Origin of the sequence: Plantibacter sp. Leaf314, from assembly GCF_001423185.1 — a bacterium.
In the GTDB taxonomy this organism is placed as follows: domain Bacteria; phylum Actinomycetota; class Actinomycetes; order Actinomycetales; family Microbacteriaceae; genus Plantibacter.
Map to the genome: position 1 here is coordinate 290,824 of NZ_LMOB01000002.1, position 21,607 is coordinate 312,430.

The window sequence follows — 21,607 nt, forward strand, 5'->3', positions numbered from 1 at the left end:
CGGTGTGACAACATGGAGGGGTTCGAGACGGCGAGGGGGTGCTGCTGATGGACGGTGGACAGCGAGCCGGGGGCGAGATGGGCGATCAGAGTCAGCGCCCGTGGACGAACCCCGAGGAACCACGGCGACCGGAGGAGTCGGCACCGCCGCCACCCCGACAGCCACCGCAGCAGCCCGGGTACCCGCAACCCTCCGGATACCCGCAGCAGCAGCCCGGATACGGCCAGCAGCCGGGGTATGGGCAGCTGCAGGGGTATGGCCAACAGGCGGGTTACGGACAACAGGCTCCGTACGGACAACAGCCTCCGCACGGTCAGGCTCCGTACACGCAGCCGTCCGCCCCCTCTCACCAGCCCGGCTACGGCGCGCCTCAGGCTGCCCCGAGCGCCGGCTACGACGCGAACCCCTACGCGAACGCCGCGCAGTGGGCCCCCGGTCCCCAGCAGGGCTGGGCACCCCCGCCCAAGCCGGGACTCATCCCGCTCCGCCCGCTGTCGTTCAGCGACCTCTTCGGCGCCCCCTTCCTCGTCCTGCGCCGGAACCCGAAGGCGACGTTCGGGAGCGCATTGCTCTTCCAGGGCCTCACCGCGGTCCTCTCCCTCGTCATCGTGGGCCTCGTCGCCTGGCTCTCGTTCAGTCGGCTGTCGCAGGCGGCCCCCGGCGAAGAGGACACCATCGGTGCCGGCGGGATCACGGCGATCATCCTCTCCTCGCTCATCCCGATCGCGGGCTCGATCGCCGGGAGCGCGATCCTGCAGGGCATCATCGCCCAGGAGGTCGCCCGCGGCACCCTCGGCGAGAAGCTGCCGCTCGGGGTCCTCTGGCGTCGCACCAAGAAGCGCTTCCTCCCGCTCATCGGCTACACCTTCCTCCTCATCGGCGTCGTGACCGTCTTCATCGCCGTCGCGGTCGGCCTCGGCTTCGTCCTCACCGGACTCGGCGGCAGAGCCGGCGTGGTCCTGACCGTGGTCATGGCGATCGCGGCGCTCCTGGTACTGGTCGTCGCATCGGCCTGGTTGGGGACGAAGTTCTCCCTCACACCGAGCATCATCGTCCTGGAGAACAGTCGGGTGTTCCCCGCGCTGGCGCGCTCGTGGCGCCTGACCGACGGGTACTTCTGGCGGACGTTCGGCGTCCAGTTCCTCGTCTCCTCCGTCGTCAGCGTCGCCTCGCAGGTCGTCGCGACGCCCATCAGTCTGCTCGCGAGTTTCGTGCCCGTGATCCTCGTCGGTGTCGACTCCGAAGCGACGATGATCGTGGCCACCATCGCCGCTCAGGGCCTGTCCCTGCTCGTCTCCGTCATCATCGGCGCGATCACCGTCGTCGTCATCAGCGCCACCTCCGCCGTGATCTACATCGACCTCCGCATGCGGAAGGAGGGCCTCGACCTCGATCTGGCCCGGTTCGTGGAGGCCCGGTCCGGAGGCCGCGAGGCGGTCGACAACCCCTTCGACCTCGCAGCCGCCGGGGGTAAAGCACCCCGATGAACCCGTTGGTCCTCACCTCGCGACTCGACGTCCCGCTCGTCCCGGACGCTCCAGGCGCACGTGACCTCCTGCAACGCGAGCTGTCGAAACCCGAGTACCAGACGGCGCAACCGTCCCTGTGGGACATCATCTCGAAGGCCTTCTGGGATTGGGTCAACTCCCTCCGGGTGCCAGGAGACGGACCGTTCACCGGGCTGTTCCCGATCATCGCGATGACGGTGGTCGTCGTCGGCATCGTGATCGCGTTCATCGTGTGGGGCGTGCCGCGCATCAACCGGCGGAGCACCCGGCAGCTGGACCTGTTCGGCGAGCGCGACGACCGCACCGCCGATCAGCTGCGCCGCGATGCGAGGACGGCGGCCGGCGCCGGCGACTGGACCGTCGCACTCCAGGAGCTCTACCGAGCCATCGCCCGTGGGCTCTCCGAGCGGACGATCGTGGTGGTGTCCCCCGGCACCACGGCACACGGCTTCGCGGCCCGGGCGGCGGCGGCGTTCCCCGCCGAGGGACGCGCGCTCGAGCGGGCGGCGGACGTCTTCGACGCCGTCCGGTACCTCGCTGCGACCGGCACCGAGGAGCAGTACCGCGAGCTCGAGGCCTTGGACGCCCGACTCGCCACGGCGGCCCCCGCCTTCCTCGCCGAGCCGGAGGGCGTCCTGCGGTGACCCTCACGACGAAGCCCGCTGCCGAGCAGCAGCCCGAACCCGACGTCGCCACGCCGCGGCTCCGCACGAGACTGCGACGGAGCCGGTTCTGGATCGTCGCGGCGGTGTTCGCGATCGGTGTCGCGCTCGTGCTCATGTTCGCGACGCGCGGCGCCTCCATCGACGCCGCCCTGCTGAGCCCCGGCAACCAGACCCCGAACGGTGGTCGGGCGCTCGCCCAGGTCCTCCGCCAGGAGGGGGTCACCGTGAGTGAGACGACGACCCTCGACGCGACGCTCCAAGCCGTCGAGGACTCGGAGAGCACGGTGCTGTACTTCGATCCGACCGGTCTGCTGGACGCAGCGCAGCTCGGGCGGCTGAGCGACGCCGACGCTCGACTCGTGGTGGTCACGCCGCGCGCGTCGGTGCTCCGCGTCCTCTTCCCAGGGGTGTCGTTCGCCGGCAGCGTCGACGCCTCCGAAGTCCTCCGAGCGGATTGCGCAGACGACACCGCCGACCGCGCCGGGTCGGTCACCGGCGGTTGGACCCTGTACACGTCGACGGACGCCGACACCGAGGGGTGCTTCACCGCGGATTCTGGCGGGAGCGCGGTGATCACGCAGGACGACGGCGAACGGGTGCTGCTCGGCTCCGCGGACGCGCTCACGAACGACGCCGTCGACCGAGCCGGGAACGCGGCGCTGGCCCTCGGCCTGCTCGGCGGCACCGAGCAGCTGGTCTGGTACCTCCCGAGCCTCGCCGACGTGCCCGTCACGGGCCCGCCGAGCCTCGACGAACTGACCCCGAGCTGGGTCGCCGGGGTCACGGGCACCGTCGTCATCACCGCGATCCTCGCCATGATCTGGCGCGGACGCCGGTTCGGCCCACTCGTCATCGAGGACCTGCCGGTGGCGGTCCGGGCGAGCGAGACGATGGAGGGGCGTGCGCGGCTCTACCAGCGCTCCGCGAACCGACGGCGTGCACTCGACGCGCTCCGCATCGGCACCGTCTCCCGACTCGCCGTCGCCACGGGGCTCTCCCGTCACGCCTCGGTCGTCGAGGTCGCCGACACGGTCGCCGGCATCGCCGGCCTCGACCCCAGACACGTCCGCGCCGTCCTCCTCGACGCCGAACCGATGAGTGACGCCGACCTCGTCAGCCTGTCCGATCACCTGCTCGATCTCGAAGCCGCCGTCGCGCGCGCCACGGACCTCACCGGAAGGAACCATCCATGACCGACGCCCCAGCGCCCGGAACCACCACCCCGAGCCCCGACGACCTCCGCCGAGCACTCGCCCAGGTGCGCGTCGAGGTCGGCAAGGCCGTCGTGGGACAGGACGCCGCCGTCACCGGCCTCGTGATCGCGCTGCTCGCGAAGGGACACGCGCTCCTCGAAGGTGTGCCGGGTGTCGCAAAGACGCTGCTCGTCCGATCGCTCAGTCACGCCCTCAGCCTCGACACCAAGCGGGTGCAGTTCACCCCCGACCTGATGCCGGGCGATGTCACCGGATCGCTCGTCTACGACGCGAAGACCGGCGAGTTCGAGTTCCGCGAGGGCCCCGTCTTCACGAACATCCTCTTGGCCGACGAGATCAACCGGACGCCCCCGAAGACCCAGTCCGCGCTGCTCGAGGCCATGGAGGAACGCCAGGTCAGCGTCGACGGCCGCTCGCTGCCGCTCCCCGACCCGTTCATCGTCGCCGCCACGCAGAACCCGATCGAATACGAGGGCACCTACACGCTCCCGGAGGCCCAGCTCGACCGGTTCCTCCTGAAGCTCGTGCTCGACGTTCCGGAACGGGACGTCGAAGTCGAGGTGCTCCTCCGCCACGCCGCCGGGTTCAGTCCCCGGGACCTGGCCGCCGCGGGTGTCACCCCCGTGATGGGAGCCGCCGAGCTCCGTGCCGCACAGGTGGAGGTCGGGCGGGTCGGTGCCAGCGCCGACGTCCTCGCCTACGTCGTCGACCTCGCCCGCGCGACACGACGCAGCCCCTCCGTCCGGCTCGGCGTCAGTCCCCGCGGGACGACGGCGCTGCTGGCGTCCGCGAAGGCCTGGGCCTGGTTGAGCGGGTATCAGTCGATCACCCCGGACCACGTGCAAACCATGGTCCTGCCCGTCTGGCGCCACCGGATGCAGTTGCGACCGGAGGCGGAGCTCGAAGGCGTCTCGGTGGACGCCATCCTGCGGTCGATCATGCAGCAGGTCCAGGTCCCCATCTAGATGGCCGTCACCGGGAGGTTCGTCGCGCTCGTCGCGTTCGGCATCGTGCCGATCGTGGCGGTCGGTGTGCTCACGGGCGACGCGGCCTGGGCGTTCGCCGGATGGCTCGGTCTGGTCGCCGTCCTCGGCGTCCTCGATCTCGTCCTCGCCGGGTCGCCGCGCGAGATCATCCTGCAACGCGCACTCCCGTCGCGGATCCGCCTCGGCGAATCGGCGACGAGCACCCTCCTGCTGACCAACCGCGGTGGCCGTCGGGTGCGCGCCCTCGTCCGGGACGCCTGGCAGCCGTCCGCCGGGGCGCCGACCGCCCGCCTCAGTGTCGACCTCCCGCCCGGCGAGCGGCGGAGCGTCAGCCTCGTGCTCACGCCCTTCCGCCGCGGCGAGCGCCGGGTGTCGCAGGTGACGGTGCGCTCGTTCGGGCCGCTCGGTCTCCTCGCCCGGCAGGCGACGCTCAACAGCCCAGGACACCTCCGTGTGCTCCCGGCGTTCGCGTCTCGGAAGCACCTCCCGAGCCGCATCGCGCGCCTGCGGGAACTCGACGGTGCGACGAGTGTCATGGTGCGCGGTCAGGGCACCGAGTTCGACTCACTGCGCGAGTACGTGCGCGGCGACGACGTGCGATCGATCGACTGGCGGGCGACCGCCAGGCGTGGCGACGTCATGATCCGCACGTGGCGGCCCGAACGCGACCGCCGCGTGGTCATCGTGACCGACACCGGACGGACGTCCGCGGCGCGCATCGTCGACGAGCCGCGCATCGACACCGCGTTCGAGGCGGCGTTGCTGCTGGCGGCGTTGGCGACGAGGGCCGGCGACCGCATCGACTACCTCGCCTACGACCGCCGCGTGCGGGGTCGGGTGCAGGGTGCGACCGGGCCCGAGTTGTTGTCGCGGATGGTCGACGCGATGGCGCTCGTCGACCCGGAGCTCATCGAGACCGACTGGGAAGCGATTCCCGGCCAGGTGAGGCAGATCACGAACCAGCGTGCACTCGTCGTCCTCCAGACGTCGATCGACGCTCCAGGCGCGGCGCGAGGGTTGCTCGCGGTGCTCCCCCAGCTCACGCAGCGCCACACCGTCGTCGTGACGAGTGTCGTCGACCCGGCGACGATCGAGGCGACACGCGACCGTGGCAGCCGCGAAAGCGTCTACCGGGCGGCCTCCGCCGAACGCGCCCTCCTCGACATCGAGCGGGTGTCGGCGGCCATCAGGCAGCTCGGGGCGGATGTGGTCACCGGATCACCGGAGACCTTGCCCCCCGCTCTGGCCGACGCCTACATCGCCCTGAAAGCGTCGGGTCGGCTCTAGGCCGACCTCGCCCGACGGATCACGCGTCGTCGGCGCGGAACCATCTCGAGCTAGCGGCCCTTGCGCTTCTTGCGGCGCTCGCGGGCGAGTGCCTCCTGTTTGGCCTTCCGCGCAGCGAGTTGGGCGCCGCGGCTCGTCCCGGCTGCGGTGCCAGGTGTCGAGCCGGCCTTCGGCGCCTTCCGGCGCTTCCCGCTCGGTGGTGGAGGAGGCGTGGCCGGCGTCTCGGCCGGAGCGCTCCGGCGTGAACTGTTCGCCGTCCGACCTCGGACGATGCCGATGAACTCCTCGAGCGCCTCGTCCTCGCGGTCCCGACGCCACGCGAGCAACACCGGCACGGGCGGCAGGTCGACGATCGGGCGGTACTCCACGTCCTTCCGCTGGTGGAGCCTGGCCACCGACTGCGGGACGACGACGATGCCGACCTCGGAGGCCGCGAGCTCGATCGCCGCTTCCGGATCCGAGGTGAGCGGCGTGGCCGGTTCCGCGAACCCGAGAGCGTCCGCCTGGTCCGCCCACCCGAGCACGAGGGGCGCCATGATCAGCTGCTCCTCGGCGAGTGCGGCGGTCTCGACCTCGTCATGCTCACCGAGCGCTGCACCCTTCGCGAACACGACGACGGGGAGCTCCTCGAACAGCGCGATCGTATTGAGGCCCTCGGTGTCGATGGGCACACGCACGAGCGCGACGTCCGCCGCACCCGACCGGAGGACCTCCCGCTGCTCGTCGAGGTCGACGCGGACCAGGCGGAGTTCGTCGTCCGGCCGCCGCTCGTTCCAGATGCGGGCCCACTTCCCGGGATTGACGCCCCGGGCGAACGCGACGGTCAACGCCGGCGTCACGGCTTCGGCGTCCCGATCGACACCGTCGGCATCGATGTCGACGTGGGAATCGTCGCCCTGGTCGTCCTGCCTGTCCATCGAAGCCTCCACTGCTCGGCTTGCCACACTACTGCAGGGCGGTCGGGGGGACGGAGCGATCGGTTGGGGGCCGGCGCTCCGGGGAGGTACGCTGAGCGGATGGGCGCGAGCGAACAGATCATGAAACCGGCAACCGCGGCGAAGAAGCTCGGGGTCTACCTGCCGGCGACGCCGGCGTCGTTCCAGGAGGAGCCCATCACGCGGTCCGCCTTCCTCGAGCTGCAGGCAAACCCGGCCGACTGGTTGGTCGAACTCCGGAAGAACGGCCCGCACCCGCGGGACGTCGTCGCTCGCAAGCTGGGCGTGTCGACCTCGGGTCTCGCTCGCGCTGAGATCACCGAGGCACTGACGACCGAGCAGATCCAAGAACTCCTCCGCACCCTGCCGGCCTGGCTCGTGCAGGAGCGTGCGGTGCACGCCGAGGTCAACGCCGAGAACGCCCGGGTCAACGCCCGGAACGCCGAGCGTCGCGCACGGTCCGAAGCCGGCGAATAAGGCTCAGCCGGCGACGATGCGCTTCGCGCCGGCTTCGAACTCGGCCAGGTCGCCGCGCTCACCCGAGCGGTAGGCGATCCCGCCCAACCAGCACATGTAGAGCAGGAATGCCGCGAGCGCTCCCCCGCCGATGAGCATCTTCACGGCCCACGGCCAGGGAGCTGGGGTCACGAACCCTTCGACCAGCCCGGAGACGAACAGGACGATCACGAGCCCGATGGCGATCGTGAACAGGGACCTGCCCTCCTCGGCGAGCGCCTGCCCCCGCGTCCGCGGTCCTGGTGCGACCCACGCCCAGAAGATCCGCAAGCCGGCCGCTGCGGCGACGAACACCGCGGTGAGCTCCAGCATGCCGTGCGGGAGGATGTACTCGAAGAAGACGTCGCCCTTGCCGTAGGCGAACATGAGCCCGGCGGCCTGGCCGACACCCTGTGCGTTGGTGACGATGATGTACGGCACCCACACCCCGCTGATCCCGAACGCCACGCACTGCGCGGCGATCCAGGCGTTGTTCGTCCACACCTGACCGGCGAAACTGGCCGCCGGGTTGTTGGAGTAGTAGGCGACGAAATCGTCCTCGACGTACTGCTTGAGCTGCGCGTCCGTGCCGAGGTTCGCGAGGACCTGCGGGTTGCCCGCGATCCACACGGCGTAGAGGGTCGCGATGACGACGGTCGCGACGGCGACGGCGAGGGTCACCCAGCGGACCCGGTAGAGCGCGGCGGGCAGCGCCAGGACGAAGAAGCGCGGAACGCTCGACAGCACGTTGGCGCTCGCCCCGGTGAACCGCAGTCGTGCCCGCGACAGCGACACGGACAGGCGGTCGCCGACGAGCGTCGACCCGGCCGTGGTCTTGATAGCGGAGAGCTGCGTCGCCCCGGCTTGGTAGCGGTCGATGAGTTCGTCCGCCTCCGGTCCGCTGAAGAAGCGCTGCTTGCCGAGCGCGTCGAGGCGGTCCCATTCCTGGCGGTGGGCTGCGGAGTAGGCGTCGAGGTCCATCGGAGCCATGCTACGCGGTGGGGACGCTCCGTGACCGGTGCTCCACGCATCTGCTTGAATGGTCCACATGTCCGAACCGGCCCGGGTCCCCCTGCACGAGTCGTCGGTGGACGACGGCACCGAGCTGATCACCGGTGAGGCGGTCGCTCTGGACGTCCGGCCCACCGGGTTCATCCTGCGGGCCGCCGGCGCACTCATCGACTACGCGGTGTCGATCCTCGTCTTCGTCGGCCTCATGCTGGCGATGTTCTCGTGGCTCCTCTCCGGCGTCGCCATGGACACGGCGATGTTCACCGCGATCGTGCTCGGGCTGACGGTCCTCTGCCTCGTCGTCCTGCCCGCCGCCGTCGAGATCGCCACCCGAGGTCGTTCCCTGGGCAAACTCGCCGTCGGCGCCCGCATCGTCCGTGACGACGGCGGAGCGCCCGGGTTCCGGCACGCGTTCATCCGCGCCCTGACCGGGTACTTCGAGATCTACCTGACCGCCGGCGGGATCGCCGCACTCTCCGGCCTGCTCAGCGCCCGCTCGAAGCGGCTCGGTGACGTCCTCGCCGGGACGTACAGCCAACGCGAACGGATGCCGAGGGTGGTCGAGCCGGTGGCGATGATCCCGGCTCAGCTCGCGCCGTGGGCAGCGGGAGCGGACGTCGCCCGGTTGCCGGATCCACTCGCCCGTCGGGTGACACAGTTCCTCAAGCAGGCGGGCGCCCTCACCCCGGCGACCCGGACCCGACTCGCGGCCGAACTCGCCGCAGAGGTGTCGCGGTACGTCTCGCCGCTCCCGATCGCGCCGCCCGAGGCGTTCCTCGTCGGTGTCTCGGTCGTGCGTCGGGAGCGGGAGTACCAGGCCCAACTCGCCGCCCGCCAGCGGCTGGCCCTGCTGCAGCCGGTGCTGAGCGGACAGCCGCACCGGTTCCCCGACCGCTGAGGCGGGGAACCGGCGAGGCCATTCAGTAGCGGTAGTGGTCGACCTTGTAGGGGCCCTCGACGGACACGCCGATGTAGTCGGCCTGCTCACCCGTCAACGTCGTCAGCTGGACGCCGAGTGCGTCCAGGTGCAGTCGCGCCACCTTCTCGTCGAGGTGCTTCGGGAGCACGTACACGCCGATCGGGTACTCCTCGATCCGGGTCCAGAGCTCGAGCTGCGCGAGCACCTGGTTGGTGAAGGAGTTGCTCATGACGAAGGACGGGTGACCCGTCGCGTTGCCGAGGTTCATCAGGCGACCCTCGCTCAGCACGAGGACGCTGCGGCCCGTCGGCAGACGCCACTCGTGGACCTGCGGCTTGATCTCGATCTTCTCGGCGCCCTCGAGCGCCTCGAGCGAGGCCATGTCGATCTCGTTGTCGAAGTGTCCGACGTTCGAGACGATCGCGAGGTGCTTGAGCGCCAGGATGTGGTCGAGGGTGACGACGTTGAAGTTGCCCGTGCAGGTGACGATGATGTCGACCTCGGAGGCGACGCTCTCGAGCGTCGCGACCTGGTAGCCGTCCATCGCGGCCTGCAACGCGCAGATCGGGTCGACCTCGGAGACGATGACGCGCGCGCCCTGCCCGCGGAGGGCTTCGGCCGCACCCTTGCCGACGTCGCCGTACCCGGCGACGAAGACGACCTTGCCGCCGATGAGCACGTCGGTCGCGCGGTTCAGACCGTCGGGCAGGGAGTGGCGGATGCCGTACTTGTTGTCGAACTTGCTCTTCGTGACCGAGTCGTTGACGTTGATCGCGGGGAAGAGCAATTCCCCCTGCTTCGCCAGCTCGTACAAGCGGTGCACGCCGGTGGTGGTCTCCTCGGTCACGCCGAGGATGTCGGCGGCCACCTTCGTCCATCGATCGGTGCTCCCGGCGAGTGAGCGACGCAGGACGTCGAGCACGATGCTGTACTCGTGGCTGTCGGTCGCCGTCGTCTCAGGCACGGCACCGGCGAGCTCGAACCGACGACCCTGGTGGACGAGCATGCTCGCGTCGCCACCGTCGTCGAGGATGAGGTTCGGTCCGGTCCAGTCGGCTCCTGCCGCGGCGGCCTCCGTCGACCAGTCGAAGATCTGCTCGGTGCACCACCAGTACTCCTCGAGGGTCTCGCCCTTCCAGGCGAACACCGGCACGCCCGACGGCGCGTCGACGGTGCCGTGCGGTCCGACCGCGACGGCCGCTGCGGCCTCGTCCTGGGTGGAGAAGATGTTGCAGCTCGCCCAACGGACCTGGGCGCCGAGCGCCACGAGCGTCTCGATGAGCACGGCGGTCTGCACGGTCATGTGCAGCGAGCCGGCGATCCGGGCTCCGGCGAGGGGCTGGCTCGCGCCGAACTCCTCGCGGAGGGCCATGAGGCCGGGCATCTCGTTCTCGGCGAGGCGGAGCTGGTGGCGGCCGGCCTCGGCGAGCGACAGATCGGCCACCTTGTACGGGAGGGTGGTCGTGGGGGCGGTCGGTGCGGAAGAACTCATGCAGCCATTCTCGCAGACCGCCGGCACTCGCGGCCCTTCATGTCGACGCCGTCGACCGGTCAGGAACCGTAGCCGACGTCGCCGAGCACGCTGTGCTTCACGACGCGCCAGCCCTGCGGCACGCTCAGCCGTTCGGCGTGGATGGAGCACAGGTCGTAGCTGTGCGGGCTCTTCTCGATGCTGAGCGGGCCGAGCACCGCCATCGAGTCCCGGTAGTCGTAGGTCAGCGTCGCGACGGGCTCGCGTGAGCACCCGACCTTGGAACACATCCTGTCTACCATTTGCTCCAGCGTAACGCCCGGGTGCGGATCGGACGCTCCGGCTCGCCGTCCTCCCGGGTCGGGACGCCCCGCTGGACCACGCCTAGACTGGACGCATGGCGGACGCTGACGAGGAGACGCGAGGTGCGCTCTCGCGGCGCCGCTCGCGTCACGGCCGCAACGGACGTTCGAGCGTCGTCGGGCCTGACGTCCCGCCGATCGACACCCGGATCGACCAGTTCGACCTGACGGTCGCGACGACCGCCGACTACCTGCGCGGCGCGTGGCCTGCGGAACTCGCCGACGTGCGCTTCGAGGTCGGCGCGATGCCCGCGCAGAACTCCGGCACGGACGGCGTGGACCGCTGGTTCGTGGACCGCGCCCGCCGCCGGGTCATCCTCTACCGGCTCCCCATCCAGCGCATGAGCAAACTCCACCGGAACGACGAACCGCACCAGCGCATGATGGTCGAGAGCTGCGTCTTCCGGGCCGTCGCCGAGCTGCTCGGCAAGGACCCATGGGATCTCGGTCCCGACCGCTACCGCTTCCTCTGAGGCGCGTGCGCCGCTCAGCGCGGGTAGACGCTGATCGGGGCCGCCAGCGGGTTCGGCGGCACGACGGGCGACGAGGTCAACCGACCCGGTGCCGCGAGGCTGATCGAGGCGTGGAGTCCGTCGGCGCCTGCGAGCACGTAGCTCTGGCCCGCGGCGACCCCGATCGTCGCACCGGCGCCGGCGGCGACCTTGGCCGAGGTCTCGGTGCCGTCGGCGTCCGTCAGCGTGACCGCCGCCTCCGACCCGGTCGGGTTGAAGACGTGCAGTTTCTGCCCCGGGCCGGTGGGGACGGTGAAGGCCGCTTCGTCGTCGAGGACGGGTGTCGCCCCGAACCAGGCGAAGTCCTCGAGCGCGCCGCTCCGCGAGTTGGAGCGGGCCGCCGCGACGACGGGCTCGGTCGAGGTGATCTCGAGTGAGAACTCGCCCGCGGGCAACCCGGCCAGGGCGATCTCGCCCGGCACACCCGGCTGGATGGTCGCGTCGACCACGATCGGCTCGTCCTTGCTGTTCTCGCGCGTGGCCGTGATCACGACGTCAGCCGCTTCGGCGCCCGGAGCGAAGAGTCTGAGGGCCGTGGCCCGGTCGTCCACCGATGCGGTGTCGGAACTCGCGCCGGGCGCTGCCGGAGCCGAGACGACGAGGCCCGGGACGACGAGGTCGGTGGCCGGCGCAGCGGTCGGTCCCTGGACCTCGACACCACCGGGTGTCAGGACCCGGACGGTGCTCTGCTGCAGCGCTGCGGCGACCTGGCCACCCTCGCTGGTCACGCGGACGACCGGCGTCGGTTCGTTCGGTGCGAGCCCGGTGAGCGCGACGACCCGCTGTGTGCCCGAGGCCACGACGATCCCGGCGGCCCCTGGGGCGTCGATGCGTCCGGCGGCCCCGAAGACCTCGAGGGTGACGTTCGCGTCGACGGCGGAGGGATTGCCGAGGAGGATGAGGGTGGTGCGGCCGATGTCGCTCGAACCGCCGACGAGCCAGCTCTCCGCCGACGCCGGCGTGCACGTGGCTGCGGCGAGGCCGGCCACGTCCGCCTCGGCCGCGATCTGGGACTGCGCTCCGCTGACGGGGGTGGCGCTCCCGTCGGTCGCGCCGGGCACGGTGATGACGGCCGGTCCGCCGTCGGCCGCGCCGCTCGTGTTGTCGGGGGCGGCGAGGTCACGGGTGGTCGGGGTGACCCCCTTCGCGCCGAAGTCGACGCTCGCCGGCCCGAAGGATCCGGCGGCGGTCGCCGCGGTGGCGTCCTGCGCGAGGGCGAGCAGCGGTCCGGGGCACACGAGGGACTGGTCGCCGGCGACGGGGGTGACCCGGATGTCGCGAGGCGCGATCTCGACGGTCGGCAGCGTCAGCTGTCCGGCGGCGGCGATCGTGACCGCGGCGATCCCGATCCCGACCAGCCCGGTCACGATGCGCCCTGAGGTGATGGCGACTCCGCGCTTACTGGGCATGCGGCTGCTCCGTTCCCGGGACGTCCCGGCGGGTGGTGTCTGCGGTGGGGGACGCGTCGCTCGGGCCATTCGGCTCCGTCGCGGGGTCGTCTCGCCCGTCGGTGGTCTCCGAGGCCTCGACCGGCTCGTCTTTGACGGGCTCGCCGTCGACGGGCTCGCCGTCGACGGGCTCGCCGTCGACGGGCTCGCCGTCGACGGGCTCCGGGTGGCTGCTGGGCGCGTCAGTCGTCGGTGCCGCAGCGGCCTCGTCCGCGCTCGTCACCGCAACCGGGGCGTCGTCGATCGGGACGTCGGGGTCCGCGTCGATCTCGGAGGTCGGCGTCGGAGCGGGTGCCGCGACGGGAGCGGCTCCGCGACGCCACCAGCGTGGCTTCGCCACACCGGAGGAACCCTGTCCTGAGCTCGCCGCTGCGTCCGTGGAGGACTCGTCGTCGAGGTCGCCGGTCGGTTCCTCGTCGTCGTACGATCCGGCTGCGCCGTCGTCGAGGACGGCGACGGCGGAACCGGCGGCCGCAGCCTTCCGAGCCGAGCGACCCTTGAGCTTCGCCGGCTTCCGCGAACCCGCGCGATACCCGTCGCGGGACGCGCCGTTCGGGATGCTGAGGAGCAGGGTGATGAGGAAGACCACACCCAACCCGACACCGATGAGCATGCCGAGCACGTTCGTCTCCGGCACCTCGGGGCCGGAACCGACGTCGGCGACCGTCCGCCAGAGCGTCCCGCTCGTGGTCTCGCCGACCGCGACCAACGCGGCATTGGCGTCGAGCGCACTCGCCGCCCGTCCGGCGGTCTGTCCGGCCACCGTCTGCTCGGCGCCCTCGACGGTCGGAGCGAGGAGGACGAAGGCGATGCCGTGTTCGACGAGGGTCTCCGTCGGGTCGAGCCCGCTCTGCGACGCGAGGTTGCCGGCCAGCTCTGCGACGATCCGGTCGTCGGTGGACACACCGGGCGAGCTCTGGACGATCGTGGATCGCCCGTCGAGCGTCTCCCCCTGGCCGCGGATGACGACCGCGGTGATCGTCCCGTCGTCGCCCGGGGTGATCACGAGGGTGCCGAGACGCGGATCGGTCTGTGTCGCCGCCGTGACGTACGCCGGCAGCTGGCGACCCGAACTCTCACGGACGACGGACGTGCCGAGCGGCTGAGCGAGGGCGAGCGGGACCGCCACCACCACGGCTGCGAGCACCATCACGAGCCCCGGAACCGCGCGGAAACGCGGGATCCGGTCGAGTCCGAGCGTGGCCGCGCCGACGATGCCGAGCCAGTAGAGGCTGATCGCGGCACCGGCCCAGACCGGGACGGCGGTCCCGGCCGTGGAGGTGAGGAACAGGTGCGTAGCGAACACGGCCGAGACGAGCCCGAGGAAGGCCGCGATGAGGAGCGGGACCGCGCGCCGGGAGCCGGGCAGGAACAGGGCGAGGAGGGCGACGATCGCGAGCGGCGCGAAGAGCGCCGGGATCACGATGACCGGGGTCATGCCGGGCAGGCCGAGCGATGCGGCGACCTGACTCCAGCCGCCCAGGCTGCCGCCGGGGAACCCGAGGGACAACTGCCATCCGGAGGCTGCCGTCGCCGGCGTCACCACGCCCGGATCGGAGAGGAGCCCGAGCCAGTTGCCGCGGTGGACACCCTGCTGCCAGACGAGGGGGGCGAAGAGCGCGGCGGCGGGGATCGGGACGAGCGCCACCCGCGCGATGCCCCGGCCCGCGAAGACCATCGCGACGACCCAGATGACGAGGAGGGCCGGAGCCAGGGACGGGGCGCTCGCGACGATCGCGGCGAAGAGGAAGGCGCTCGTACCCGCAGCGGCCCAGGAACGCGCGGCCACCACGCCGGCGTAGAAGAGCCAGGGCAGCAGCACGTGGACGATGACCGCCGCCGGACGTCCGTCCGCCAGCGCGGTCAGCAGCGTCGGCGCGAGGGTCCACAGCAATGCGGCGACGGCACGGGGGCCTGCGCGCTCGGTGAGACGCGTCGCCGCGAACCAGGCGCCGAGCGCCGAGAGCGGGAGGGCGAGCAGGAAGAGCAGGACGAGGGAGAACGACGGCTCCCAGAACGTGATGGACCCGAGGACCGCGAGGACGGCGTTGAACGGGTCGGCGGCTCCGACGAACCCGAGTCCGACGTCACGCCAGCCGAACCCGATGTGCTGCCAGAGCTCGCCCACCGTCGACGACAGGGGCAGGAGCCCACCACCGGTGATGAACGAGGCGCCGAGGAGCGGGGCGAGGATCGCGGCACCGAGGACGGCGGCGGCGAGGACGACCCAGGCGCCTCCGCCGGAGAAGAAGCGCAGGTCGCGCTCCTCACCGATGAACCCGATCTGCGTCGCCTCCCTCGCGAGGGCGCGTTTCCGCCGCACTTCGTCGAGTCGCATGCGCAGGCCGGCGATGCTGGACCACCCGAGCGTCCGGTTCTTCGCGAGCTGGCGACGCGCGTTCTGGACCTTGGTCCCGGAGAAGGCGACCGCGAAGGCCGCGGACAGCTCGCCGAGCACGAGCTCGGGCTGCTTCTTCACGAAGTGGCCGATGACCCGCAGGATGGCGAGCGGCACCAGGCTGAGCCAGTGCACGGGGACCATGATCCCCGGCGCGTAGACGAGTCGGCGGTGCAGCTGGGCTGCGCGGGCCTGGCGGTGTCGGCGACGGCGAGCACCCAGTCGGTTCGACCAGGAGGGTCCGGCGATGCCCTCCCCCGCCGAAGCGACGCGTGCCGTCGGCACGACCGCGACGAGGAATCCGGCGAGACGGGTCCTGATGCAGAAGTCGAGCGCGTCGTCGGCGACGAGCGCCTGGTCGAAGCCGCCCAACTGGTCCCACAGCTGATGGCGCACGAGCATGCCGGCAGGGCCGACGGCCATGACGTCGTTCATCGTGTCGTGCTGGGCCTGGTCGAGCTCGTCCTCGACCACCGGGACCGCGGCACCGAGCGAGGTGATGGTCTCGCCGTAGCGACGGAGGAAGGAGGCGTCGTCCCAGTCGAGGATCTTCGGACCGGCGACGCCGACCGACGGTGAGACCTCGAGGGCGCCGAGCAGTGCGGCGAGCGCGGTGGGTTCCGGCGCGGTGTCCTCGGAGAGCAGCCAGAGCATCTGCTCGGCGTCCTCGGGCTGGTCGGTGACCCGGACGCCGGCCGCGACGGCCTGCGCGAAGCTGAGGTCCTCGGACGAGGTCACGAGCTTCATTCCGGGGACCCGGCTGAGTTCGGCGATCGTCGCTTCGCTACTGCGGGTGGCGACGGCGATGATCCCGTCCGCCGGACGGGTCTGGGCACTGAGGGCGTCGAGCGTGCGTGCGAGCGACGCTGAGCCGTCACGCACCACGAGGATCGCCGTTACTCGGGGAGACATCGGAATCAGACTAAGCGGGCGAGCGCGGAAGGCCGGGAACCGGACGGGCGCGCCCCGGATCGGGCAGGCTGCGCGTAGCGGACGGGCGGGTGAAGTGGGTCGGTCGACCGGTCAGACGGCGCGCTTGCGGAGCTTGCGACGCTCGCGCTCGGAGAGGCCGCCCCAGATGCCGAAGCGCTCGTCGTTGGCCAGCGCGTACTCGAGGCACTGTGACTTGACGTCGCAGCTCGTGCAGATCCGCTTGGCGTCGCGCGTGGAGCCGCCCTTCTCCGGGAAGAAGGCCTCAGGGTCGGTCTGGGCGCAGAGTGCGTCCGTCTGCCAGGAGAGCTGGGTGTCGTCCTCGCCGTCGGCAGCCGGCTGACGGACGCCGGGCACTCCCAGATTGACCGGATCGACGAACCAGTCGTCGGGTACCCCGGCACGATACTCAGGAATTGCCATACCGTCTCCCCAACTGCTCGTACCCTGCGCCACGCGGCGCGATACATAATTACACCCTTGTAGTTATGGTCGAGTCAAGTCGCACATCGTAAAGCCTCAATCACGAGGTGAGGGTTCGCGACGCGCCGCGTGTCACCTGAACTGGGTGACGGGAACGATCGCGCCCCCGATCGAGGTCAGGAGGCGGCGCGGCGCGCCCGCCACGCGCTCTCCACCATCTGCCGGAGGTCATGACGCATCCGCCAGTCCAGATCGCGAGCGGCGAGCGCTCCCGACGCGACGATCCGTGCGGGATCACCGGCACGCCGCGGCATGATCTCGGGCGTGAAGTCGATGCCCGTGACCTCGGCCATGGCGGTCATGATCTCCCCGACGCTCGACCCGTCGCCGCTGCCGAGGTTGTAGGCCGCCTCGAGGGGCTCGCCGGCGTCGAGGCGCTTCGCCGCGGCGACGTGGGCGGCGGCGAGGTCGGCGACGTGCAGGTAGTCGCGGACGCAGGTGCCGTCGGGGGTCGGGTAGTCATCCCCGTTGATCCGCGGCGTGCGACCGGCGAGCAGCGCGTCGAACACGAGGGGGAACAGGTTGTGCGGACTGGTGTCGTAGACCTCGTCCGTCCCGGAACCGACGACGTTGAAGTAGCGCAGCGAGGTGTGACGCAGCCCGGTCGCGACGCCCTGGTCACTGAGCAGCCACTCGCCGATGAGCTTCGACTCCCCGTAGGGCGACTCCGGGGCCTTGGGCGTGTCCTCCGTGACGAGGTCGACGTCCGTGGTCCCGTACACCGCAGCACTCGAGGAGAAGACGATGCGCTCCACGCCGTGCTCCTCCATGGCTCCGAGCAGCATCGCGGTCGCCGTGACGTTCTGGGCGTAGGTGTGCAGCGGGCGCTGCACGGAGACGCCCGCGTACTTGTATCCGGCGACGTGGACCACACCGCTGAGCTCGAACTCCGAGAACGCCCGCTCCAGCACCGAGCCGTCGAGCAGGGTGCCGCGGACGAACGGCACGTCCGCCGGGATGAAGCGCTCGTGCCCGCTGGAGAGGTCGTCGAGGACGACCACGTCGATCCCCTCGGCCTGGAACGCTCGAACCACATGGGCGCCGATGTACCCGGCCCCGCCCGTCACCAGCCACGTCACGATGCTTCCTCCAGGGAGTCCTCCATCTGCCGTGCTGCAGACGGAGTGACCAGACTACTGGAGGCGCGTGCGTCGGACGGCGGGGCGAGTGGGGACACGGCGATAGCCGTCGGTCAGGACGGCACGGAGGGTCGCTGCGGAGGCGACGACCGCGACGAGGACGATGATGAGGCCGACGACGAGTGCGATGATGGACATGTCTGGAACTCTATGAATGGCGAAAAACTGCCACCAGTGGCAGGATGGGCGTACAGCAGCACATTTCTGCCAAATCGATCACCCGGAGGTCCCATGCTGTCGAAGGTCGCCCTCCTCGCCATCCCGGGGCTGCAGCCGTTCGAGTTCAGCGTCGTCTGCGAGGTCTTCGGCATCGACCGATCGGACCAGGGCGGCCCTGCATTCGACCTCCGCATCGTCACGAAGGACCCCGGTCCGGTCCGGATGAACCTGAGCGACGACGGTGCGCGCGGCTTCGACATGATCGTCGACGACGACCTGTCCTTCGCGGCCGAGGCGGACCTCGTGGTAATCACCGGTCGTGGTGGATCGCGCGGCGGACCGGTCGACGAGGCCTACCTCGACGTCTTGCGAGCGGCCGAGGCGCGCGGTGCCTGGGTGCTGAGCGTGTGCAGCGGATCATTCGTCCTCGGTCACGCAGGACTGCTCGACGGTCGCCGGAGCACCACCCACTGGATGTACACGAGCGAGCAGCAGACGATGTTCCCGGGCACCACCGTCGACCCCGACGTGCTGTTCGTCGAGGACCGCAAGGTCATCACGGGCGCAGGAACCGCTGCCGGCATCGACGCGTGTCTGCACCTCGTACGACAGGAGTACGGCGCGGCGAGCGCGAACGTCATCGCCCGCCGGATGGTCGTCCCGCCGCAGCGCGACGGCGGGCAGGCGCAGTACGTCCTCTCCCCCGTCGCGGCACAGCAGTGCGAGTCCCTGGCACCGGTCGTCGACTGGATGCTCGACCACCTCGCCGAGGACCTGCCCATCGGGCGTCTCGCACGGCAGGCACACATGTCGGAGCGGACCTTCGCTCGCCGCTTCCGCTCGGAGCTCGGCAGCACGCCTGCCGCCTGGCTGAACCGGCAACGCCTGTTCCGAGCCCAGGAGATGCTCGAACGCACCGACCACGGTGTCGAACGGATCGCCGCGGACACCGGGTTCGGCACCGCGGCCGTCCTCCGTCACCACTTCGACCGCGTCCTCGGCACCACGCCCGCCGCCTACCGGCGCAGGTTCGGGGTCCGGGAGAGCGCCTGAGCCGCGTGGATCGGACCAATCGGCCGGGCGGTCAGCCCTGGGTGGTCGCCAGGAAGAGGGTCCCCGTCCCGGAGAAGCGCAGCTCCGCCTCGTCGGGCGTGATGAAGGCGTAGCCACCTCGACCGAGCTCGATGGACGAGGTCGCTCCGTCGATCGTCACCGAGCCGTCGGTGACGATCGCGATCCCGGGCCCGGGGAGTCGGAACGACGACTCCTGCTCGGCCGGCCCATCGCTCAGGTCCACCCGCAGCAGCTCGAAATCCGGCACGTCCGGCACGAAGAGGCTGAGCCCCCCGCCCAGGTCCGTCGGGGTGAGCCACGGCACCGGCCGAGGCTCGAACTCCAGGACCTCGAGGAGTTCGGGCACGTCCACGTGCTTGGGGGTGAGCCCGCCCCGTAGGACGTTGTCGCTCGCGGCCATGAGCTCGACACCGATGCCGCGGAGGTAGGCGTGGATGTTGCCCGCCGGGAGGTAGAGCGCCTCCCCCGCTCGCAACGTGACGAGGTTGAGCAGCAGCGCGACCGCGACGCCGGGATCGCCGGGATACTCCTCCGCGAGTCGTCCGACCAGGGCACGCTCCGCGTCGAACGCACCAGAACCGGGAGCCGCGGCGGACACGACGAGGGCGTCGAGCAGCCCGCCGGGGAGCTGTTCGAGCAGGACCCGGACGGTGTCGCGGAGCCCGTCGGGGGCGGCCACCATCCCCCGGAGCAGGTTGATGCGCGCCGCAGCAGCCGGATCGGGCGCCGAGGCCACCAGCTCGATGAGCAGGGCGTCGGTCGCGGCCAGCTCGCGGAACCCGCAGAGCGCCTCGAAGCCGTCCCGGAGCGCGACGATGAGCTCCGGCTTGTGCAGGGCGTCCTTGTAGTTGCGGTGCGGGGCGTCGATCGGCACGCCTCGCGCGTTCTCGGCGGCGAACCCCGCGGCGGCCCTCCCGAGATCGGGGTGGGCCTGCAACGAGAGCGGATGGGCCGCCGCGAGGACCTTGAGGAGGAACGGCAGCGAGCCTCGTCCGCCGAGCGCGGTGGGATCCGCGGCGAGCCAGCGCTCGAGGTCGGCGTGTCCTCCCACCGTCGACGGATCCGCGATCGGCGTCGGGGCCCCGGGGTGTGCACCGAGCCAGAGTTCCGCCTCCGGACGTCCTGAGGGCTCGGACCCGAGCAGCTCCGCGATCGCGGTCGGCGACCCCCACGCGTAGTCACGAGGAGTGGCACGGAGCGGCACGAACATGGTGGGGCCCTTTCGACGGACGAGATGACGCGCCAGCCGGACCCTGGGGCCGCTTGGCGTCGTCCTACAAGCCGCGCGACGCGGTCGCCCGGCACCATGGACCAAACTACCAAGCCGCTGTCGATGCCGAGCACACCTGCTTAGGCTTGCGGAGACGCCGATCCGGCGCCAGCGGACGCAATGGAGCAACGGACCATGATCTTCGAACCCCTCGCCAGCGACTTCTACGGCTTCGAGAGCCTCCTGACGGCCCCCGAGCAGGAGGCCATCGCCCGGCTCCGCGCCTGGGCCGAGACCGAGGCGAAGCCGATCGTGAACGAGTACTGGGAGCGGGCGGAGTTCCCGAAGCACCTCATCGCCCCGCTGCTCGAGCTCGACGTCGCCCGATGGGCCTGGCCCCAGACGACCCCGTTCGAGAACAGCGCCGTGTTCCGCGGCCTCGCGTCGATGGAACTGTCCAGGATCGACGCGTCCATCTCGACCTTCGTCGGGGTGCAGGACGGACTCACGATGGGATCGATCAGCGAATGCGGCTCGCAGGAGCAGCAGGACGAGTGGCTGCCCAAGCTCGCGTCGGGTGAGGTGCTCGGCGCGTTCGGGCTCACGGAACCCCAGTCCGGCTCGGACAGCGCGCAGGGGCTCCGGACCACGGCCACCCGTGACGGCGACGACTGGATCCTCTCGGGCTCGAAGCGGTGGATCGGCAACGCGACCTTCAGCGACATCACCATCATCTGGGCGAAGGACACGGCCGACGGCCAGGTGAAGGGGTTCATCGTCCCCACCGACTCCCCCGGATACTCCGCGATGAAGATCGAGGGGAAGATCAGTCTGCGCATGGTGCAGAACGCCGACATCACCCTCGACGAGGTGCGGGTGCCGGAACGCCTCCGGCTCCAACACGCGAACTCCTTCCGCGACACCGCGAAGGTCCTCCGCCTCACGCGGGCCGGCGTGGCCTGGTCGAGCGTCGGCGTCGCCGTCGGTGCCTACGAAGCGGCGGTCGCCTACGCGAAGGAGCGGGTGCAGTTCGGCAAGCCCATCGCCGGCCACCAGCTGATCCAGGACCTCCTCTCGAAGTGCCTCGGCAACATCACCGCGTCGATGGCGATGTGCGTCCGCGTCTCGCAGATGCTCGACGAGGGCACGCAACGCGACGAGCACTCGGCCCTCGCGAAGGCCTTCTGCACGGCCCGCATGCGCGAGACCGTCGCCTGGGCTCGCGAGATCATGGGCGGGAACGGCATCGTGCTCGACTACCACGCCGCCCGGTTCTTCGCGGACGCCGAAGCGCTCTACAGCTACGAGGGCACGCGCGAGATGAACGCCCTCATCGTGGGACGGGCCATCACCGGCACCGCGGCGTTCGTCTGATCGACCGTCCGGGGCAGGGCGTCGGTC

The 21,607-nt window shown here is 70.8% G+C and carries 20 protein-coding genes; 10 read left to right on the top strand and 10 right to left on the bottom strand.

Going from position 1 to position 21,607, the window contains the following annotated elements; translation table 11 throughout:
- Positions 1–77 precede the first annotated feature (77 nt).
- Genes ASF68_RS14605 through ASF68_RS14625 form a run of 5 tightly spaced genes read left to right on the top strand, consistent with a single transcriptional unit; the run spans position 78 to position 5,660 of the window.
- Positions 78–1,487: a hypothetical protein gene (locus tag ASF68_RS14605; RefSeq protein WP_157580467.1), complete on the top strand. Its 1,410-nt coding sequence runs from the start codon at positions 78–80 to the stop codon at positions 1,485–1,487.
- Positions 1,484–2,152 (top strand): DUF4129 domain-containing protein, encoded by a 669-nt coding sequence (locus ASF68_RS14610; protein ID WP_056012667.1) that lies wholly within the window; start codon positions 1,484–1,486, stop codon positions 2,150–2,152. The genes ASF68_RS14605 and ASF68_RS14610 overlap by 4 nt, the downstream gene beginning before the upstream one ends.
- Entirely contained in the window at positions 2,149–3,366 is a 1,218-nt protein-coding gene (locus ASF68_RS14615) for a DUF4350 domain-containing protein (protein ID WP_056012670.1), read from the top strand. The genes ASF68_RS14610 and ASF68_RS14615 overlap by 4 nt, the downstream gene beginning before the upstream one ends.
- A complete protein-coding gene (locus ASF68_RS14620; RefSeq protein WP_056012673.1) occupies positions 3,363–4,352 on the top strand; it encodes a MoxR family ATPase in 990 nt (329 codons plus the stop codon). Before ASF68_RS14615 ends, ASF68_RS14620 begins: the two co-directional genes overlap by 4 nt.
- Positions 4,353–5,660, top strand: a complete 1,308-nt coding sequence (locus ASF68_RS14625) for a DUF58 domain-containing protein (protein ID WP_056012675.1) — start codon at positions 4,353–4,355, stop codon at positions 5,658–5,660.
- Between the two features lie 50 nt (positions 5,661–5,710).
- On the opposite strand, the gene ASF68_RS14630 is transcribed toward ASF68_RS14625, so the two are convergent.
- Positions 5,711–6,577 (bottom strand): LysR family substrate-binding domain-containing protein, encoded by an 867-nt coding sequence (locus ASF68_RS14630; protein ID WP_056012679.1) that lies wholly within the window; start codon positions 6,575–6,577, stop codon positions 5,711–5,713.
- A 99-nt stretch (positions 6,578–6,676) separates the two neighbouring features.
- Here ASF68_RS14630 and ASF68_RS14635 point away from each other — a divergent pair, with 99 nt between their 5' ends.
- A complete protein-coding gene (locus tag ASF68_RS14635; protein ID WP_056012681.1) occupies positions 6,677–7,072 on the top strand; it encodes a DUF5997 family protein in 396 nt (131 codons plus the stop codon).
- A 3-nt stretch (positions 7,073–7,075) separates the two neighbouring features.
- Here ASF68_RS14635 and ASF68_RS14640 read toward each other — a convergent pair whose 3' ends face one another.
- Positions 7,076–8,071 (bottom strand): stage II sporulation protein M, encoded by a 996-nt coding sequence (locus ASF68_RS14640; RefSeq protein ID WP_056013428.1) that lies wholly within the window; start codon positions 8,069–8,071, stop codon positions 7,076–7,078.
- Positions 8,072–8,138: 67 nt separating this feature from the next.
- On the opposite strand from ASF68_RS14640, the gene ASF68_RS14645 reads away from it, so the two are divergent.
- Complete coding sequence (locus ASF68_RS14645) at positions 8,139–8,999, top strand: RDD family protein (protein WP_056012684.1); 861 nt, start codon at positions 8,139–8,141, stop codon at positions 8,997–8,999.
- A gap of 22 nt (positions 9,000–9,021) precedes the next feature.
- Here ASF68_RS14645 and ahcY read toward each other — a convergent pair whose 3' ends face one another.
- Positions 9,022–10,512, bottom strand: coding sequence for an adenosylhomocysteinase (gene ahcY / locus ASF68_RS14650; RefSeq protein WP_056012687.1), 1,491 nt, complete (start codon positions 10,510–10,512; stop codon positions 9,022–9,024).
- A 59-nt stretch (positions 10,513–10,571) separates the two neighbouring features.
- Positions 10,572–10,781, bottom strand: coding sequence for a DUF3499 family protein (locus ASF68_RS14655; protein WP_369796492.1), 210 nt, complete (start codon positions 10,779–10,781; stop codon positions 10,572–10,574).
- A gap of 107 nt (positions 10,782–10,888) precedes the next feature.
- On the opposite strand from ASF68_RS14655, the gene ASF68_RS14660 reads away from it, so the two are divergent.
- Complete coding sequence (locus tag ASF68_RS14660; RefSeq protein WP_056012693.1) at positions 10,889–11,326, top strand: metallopeptidase family protein; 438 nt, start codon at positions 10,889–10,891, stop codon at positions 11,324–11,326.
- A 14-nt stretch (positions 11,327–11,340) separates the two neighbouring features.
- On the opposite strand, the gene ASF68_RS14665 is transcribed toward ASF68_RS14660, so the two are convergent.
- The 5 genes from ASF68_RS14665 to ASF68_RS18820 form a co-directional block, all read right to left on the bottom strand.
- Positions 11,341–12,774 (bottom strand): DUF5719 family protein, encoded by a 1,434-nt coding sequence (locus tag ASF68_RS14665; protein ID WP_056012696.1) that lies wholly within the window; start codon positions 12,772–12,774, stop codon positions 11,341–11,343.
- On the bottom strand, positions 12,764–16,123 hold the full coding sequence (locus tag ASF68_RS14670) for a glycosyltransferase (protein ID WP_082498696.1): 3,360 nt from the start codon (positions 16,121–16,123) through the stop codon (positions 12,764–12,766). Before ASF68_RS14670 ends, ASF68_RS14665 begins: the two co-directional genes overlap by 11 nt.
- A 111-nt stretch (positions 16,124–16,234) precedes the next feature.
- Complete coding sequence (locus ASF68_RS14675; RefSeq protein WP_082456139.1) at positions 16,235–16,564, bottom strand: WhiB family transcriptional regulator; 330 nt, start codon at positions 16,562–16,564, stop codon at positions 16,235–16,237.
- A 176-nt stretch (positions 16,565–16,740) separates the two neighbouring features.
- Entirely contained in the window at positions 16,741–17,703 is a 963-nt protein-coding gene (gene galE / locus ASF68_RS14680) for a UDP-glucose 4-epimerase GalE (protein ID WP_056012705.1), read from the bottom strand.
- 54 nt (positions 17,704–17,757) lie between these two features.
- The gene (locus ASF68_RS18820) at positions 17,758–17,901 is read right to left on the bottom strand and encodes a hypothetical protein (RefSeq protein WP_157580021.1); all 144 of its coding nucleotides are present in this window, start codon (positions 17,899–17,901) and stop codon (positions 17,758–17,760) included.
- 93 nt (positions 17,902–17,994) lie between these two features.
- On the opposite strand from ASF68_RS18820, the gene ASF68_RS14685 reads away from it, so the two are divergent.
- Positions 17,995–18,975 (top strand): GlxA family transcriptional regulator, encoded by a 981-nt coding sequence (locus tag ASF68_RS14685; RefSeq protein WP_056012708.1) that lies wholly within the window; start codon positions 17,995–17,997, stop codon positions 18,973–18,975.
- Between the two features lie 31 nt (positions 18,976–19,006).
- Here ASF68_RS14685 and manA read toward each other — a convergent pair whose 3' ends face one another.
- Complete coding sequence (manA, locus tag ASF68_RS14690; protein ID WP_056012711.1) at positions 19,007–20,206, bottom strand: mannose-6-phosphate isomerase, class I; 1,200 nt, start codon at positions 20,204–20,206, stop codon at positions 19,007–19,009.
- A gap of 195 nt (positions 20,207–20,401) precedes the next feature.
- Here manA and ASF68_RS14695 point away from each other — a divergent pair, with 195 nt between their 5' ends.
- Entirely contained in the window at positions 20,402–21,580 is a 1,179-nt protein-coding gene (locus ASF68_RS14695) for an acyl-CoA dehydrogenase family protein (protein ID WP_056012714.1), read from the top strand.
- The last annotated feature ends 27 nt before the right edge of the window (positions 21,581–21,607 follow it).

Excerpts from the sequence above, each read along its gene's own strand:
- ASF68_RS14655 (WP_369796492.1), bottom strand. The coding sequence starts at position 10,781 with ATGTGTTCCAAGGTCGGGTGCTCACGCGAGCCCGTCGCGACGCTGACC.
- ASF68_RS14675 (WP_082456139.1), bottom strand. The coding sequence starts at position 16,564 with ATGGCAATTCCTGAGTATCGTGCCGGGGTACCCGACGACTGGTTCGTC.
- ASF68_RS14635 (WP_056012681.1), top strand. The coding sequence starts at position 6,677 with ATGGGCGCGAGCGAACAGATCATGAAACCGGCAACCGCGGCGAAGAAG.
- ASF68_RS14640 (WP_056013428.1), bottom strand. The coding sequence starts at position 8,071 with ATGGACCTCGACGCCTACTCCGCAGCCCACCGCCAGGAATGGGACCGC.
- ASF68_RS14605 (WP_157580467.1), top strand. The coding sequence starts at position 78 with ATGGGCGATCAGAGTCAGCGCCCGTGGACGAACCCCGAGGAACCACGG.
- ASF68_RS14670 (WP_082498696.1), bottom strand. The coding sequence starts at position 16,123 with ATGTCTCCCCGAGTAACGGCGATCCTCGTGGTGCGTGACGGCTCAGCG.
- ASF68_RS14660 (WP_056012693.1), top strand. The coding sequence starts at position 10,889 with ATGGCGGACGCTGACGAGGAGACGCGAGGTGCGCTCTCGCGGCGCCGC.
- ASF68_RS14645 (WP_056012684.1), top strand. The coding sequence starts at position 8,139 with ATGTCCGAACCGGCCCGGGTCCCCCTGCACGAGTCGTCGGTGGACGAC.
- ASF68_RS18820 (WP_157580021.1), bottom strand. The coding sequence starts at position 17,901 with ATGTCCATCATCGCACTCGTCGTCGGCCTCATCATCGTCCTCGTCGCG.
- ASF68_RS14685 (WP_056012708.1), top strand. The coding sequence starts at position 17,995 with ATGCTGTCGAAGGTCGCCCTCCTCGCCATCCCGGGGCTGCAGCCGTTC.
- ASF68_RS14620 (WP_056012673.1), top strand. The coding sequence starts at position 3,363 with ATGACCGACGCCCCAGCGCCCGGAACCACCACCCCGAGCCCCGACGAC.
- ASF68_RS14625 (WP_056012675.1), top strand. The coding sequence starts at position 4,353 with ATGGCCGTCACCGGGAGGTTCGTCGCGCTCGTCGCGTTCGGCATCGTG.
- ASF68_RS14630 (WP_056012679.1), bottom strand. The coding sequence starts at position 6,577 with ATGGACAGGCAGGACGACCAGGGCGACGATTCCCACGTCGACATCGAT.
- ASF68_RS14695 (WP_056012714.1), top strand. The coding sequence starts at position 20,402 with ATGATCTTCGAACCCCTCGCCAGCGACTTCTACGGCTTCGAGAGCCTC.
- ASF68_RS14665 (WP_056012696.1), bottom strand. The coding sequence starts at position 12,774 with ATGCCCAGTAAGCGCGGAGTCGCCATCACCTCAGGGCGCATCGTGACC.
- manA (WP_056012711.1), bottom strand. The coding sequence starts at position 20,206 with ATGTTCGTGCCGCTCCGTGCCACTCCTCGTGACTACGCGTGGGGGTCG.
- ASF68_RS14610 (WP_056012667.1), top strand. The coding sequence starts at position 1,484 with ATGAACCCGTTGGTCCTCACCTCGCGACTCGACGTCCCGCTCGTCCCG.
- ahcY (WP_056012687.1), bottom strand. The coding sequence starts at position 10,512 with ATGAGTTCTTCCGCACCGACCGCCCCCACGACCACCCTCCCGTACAAG.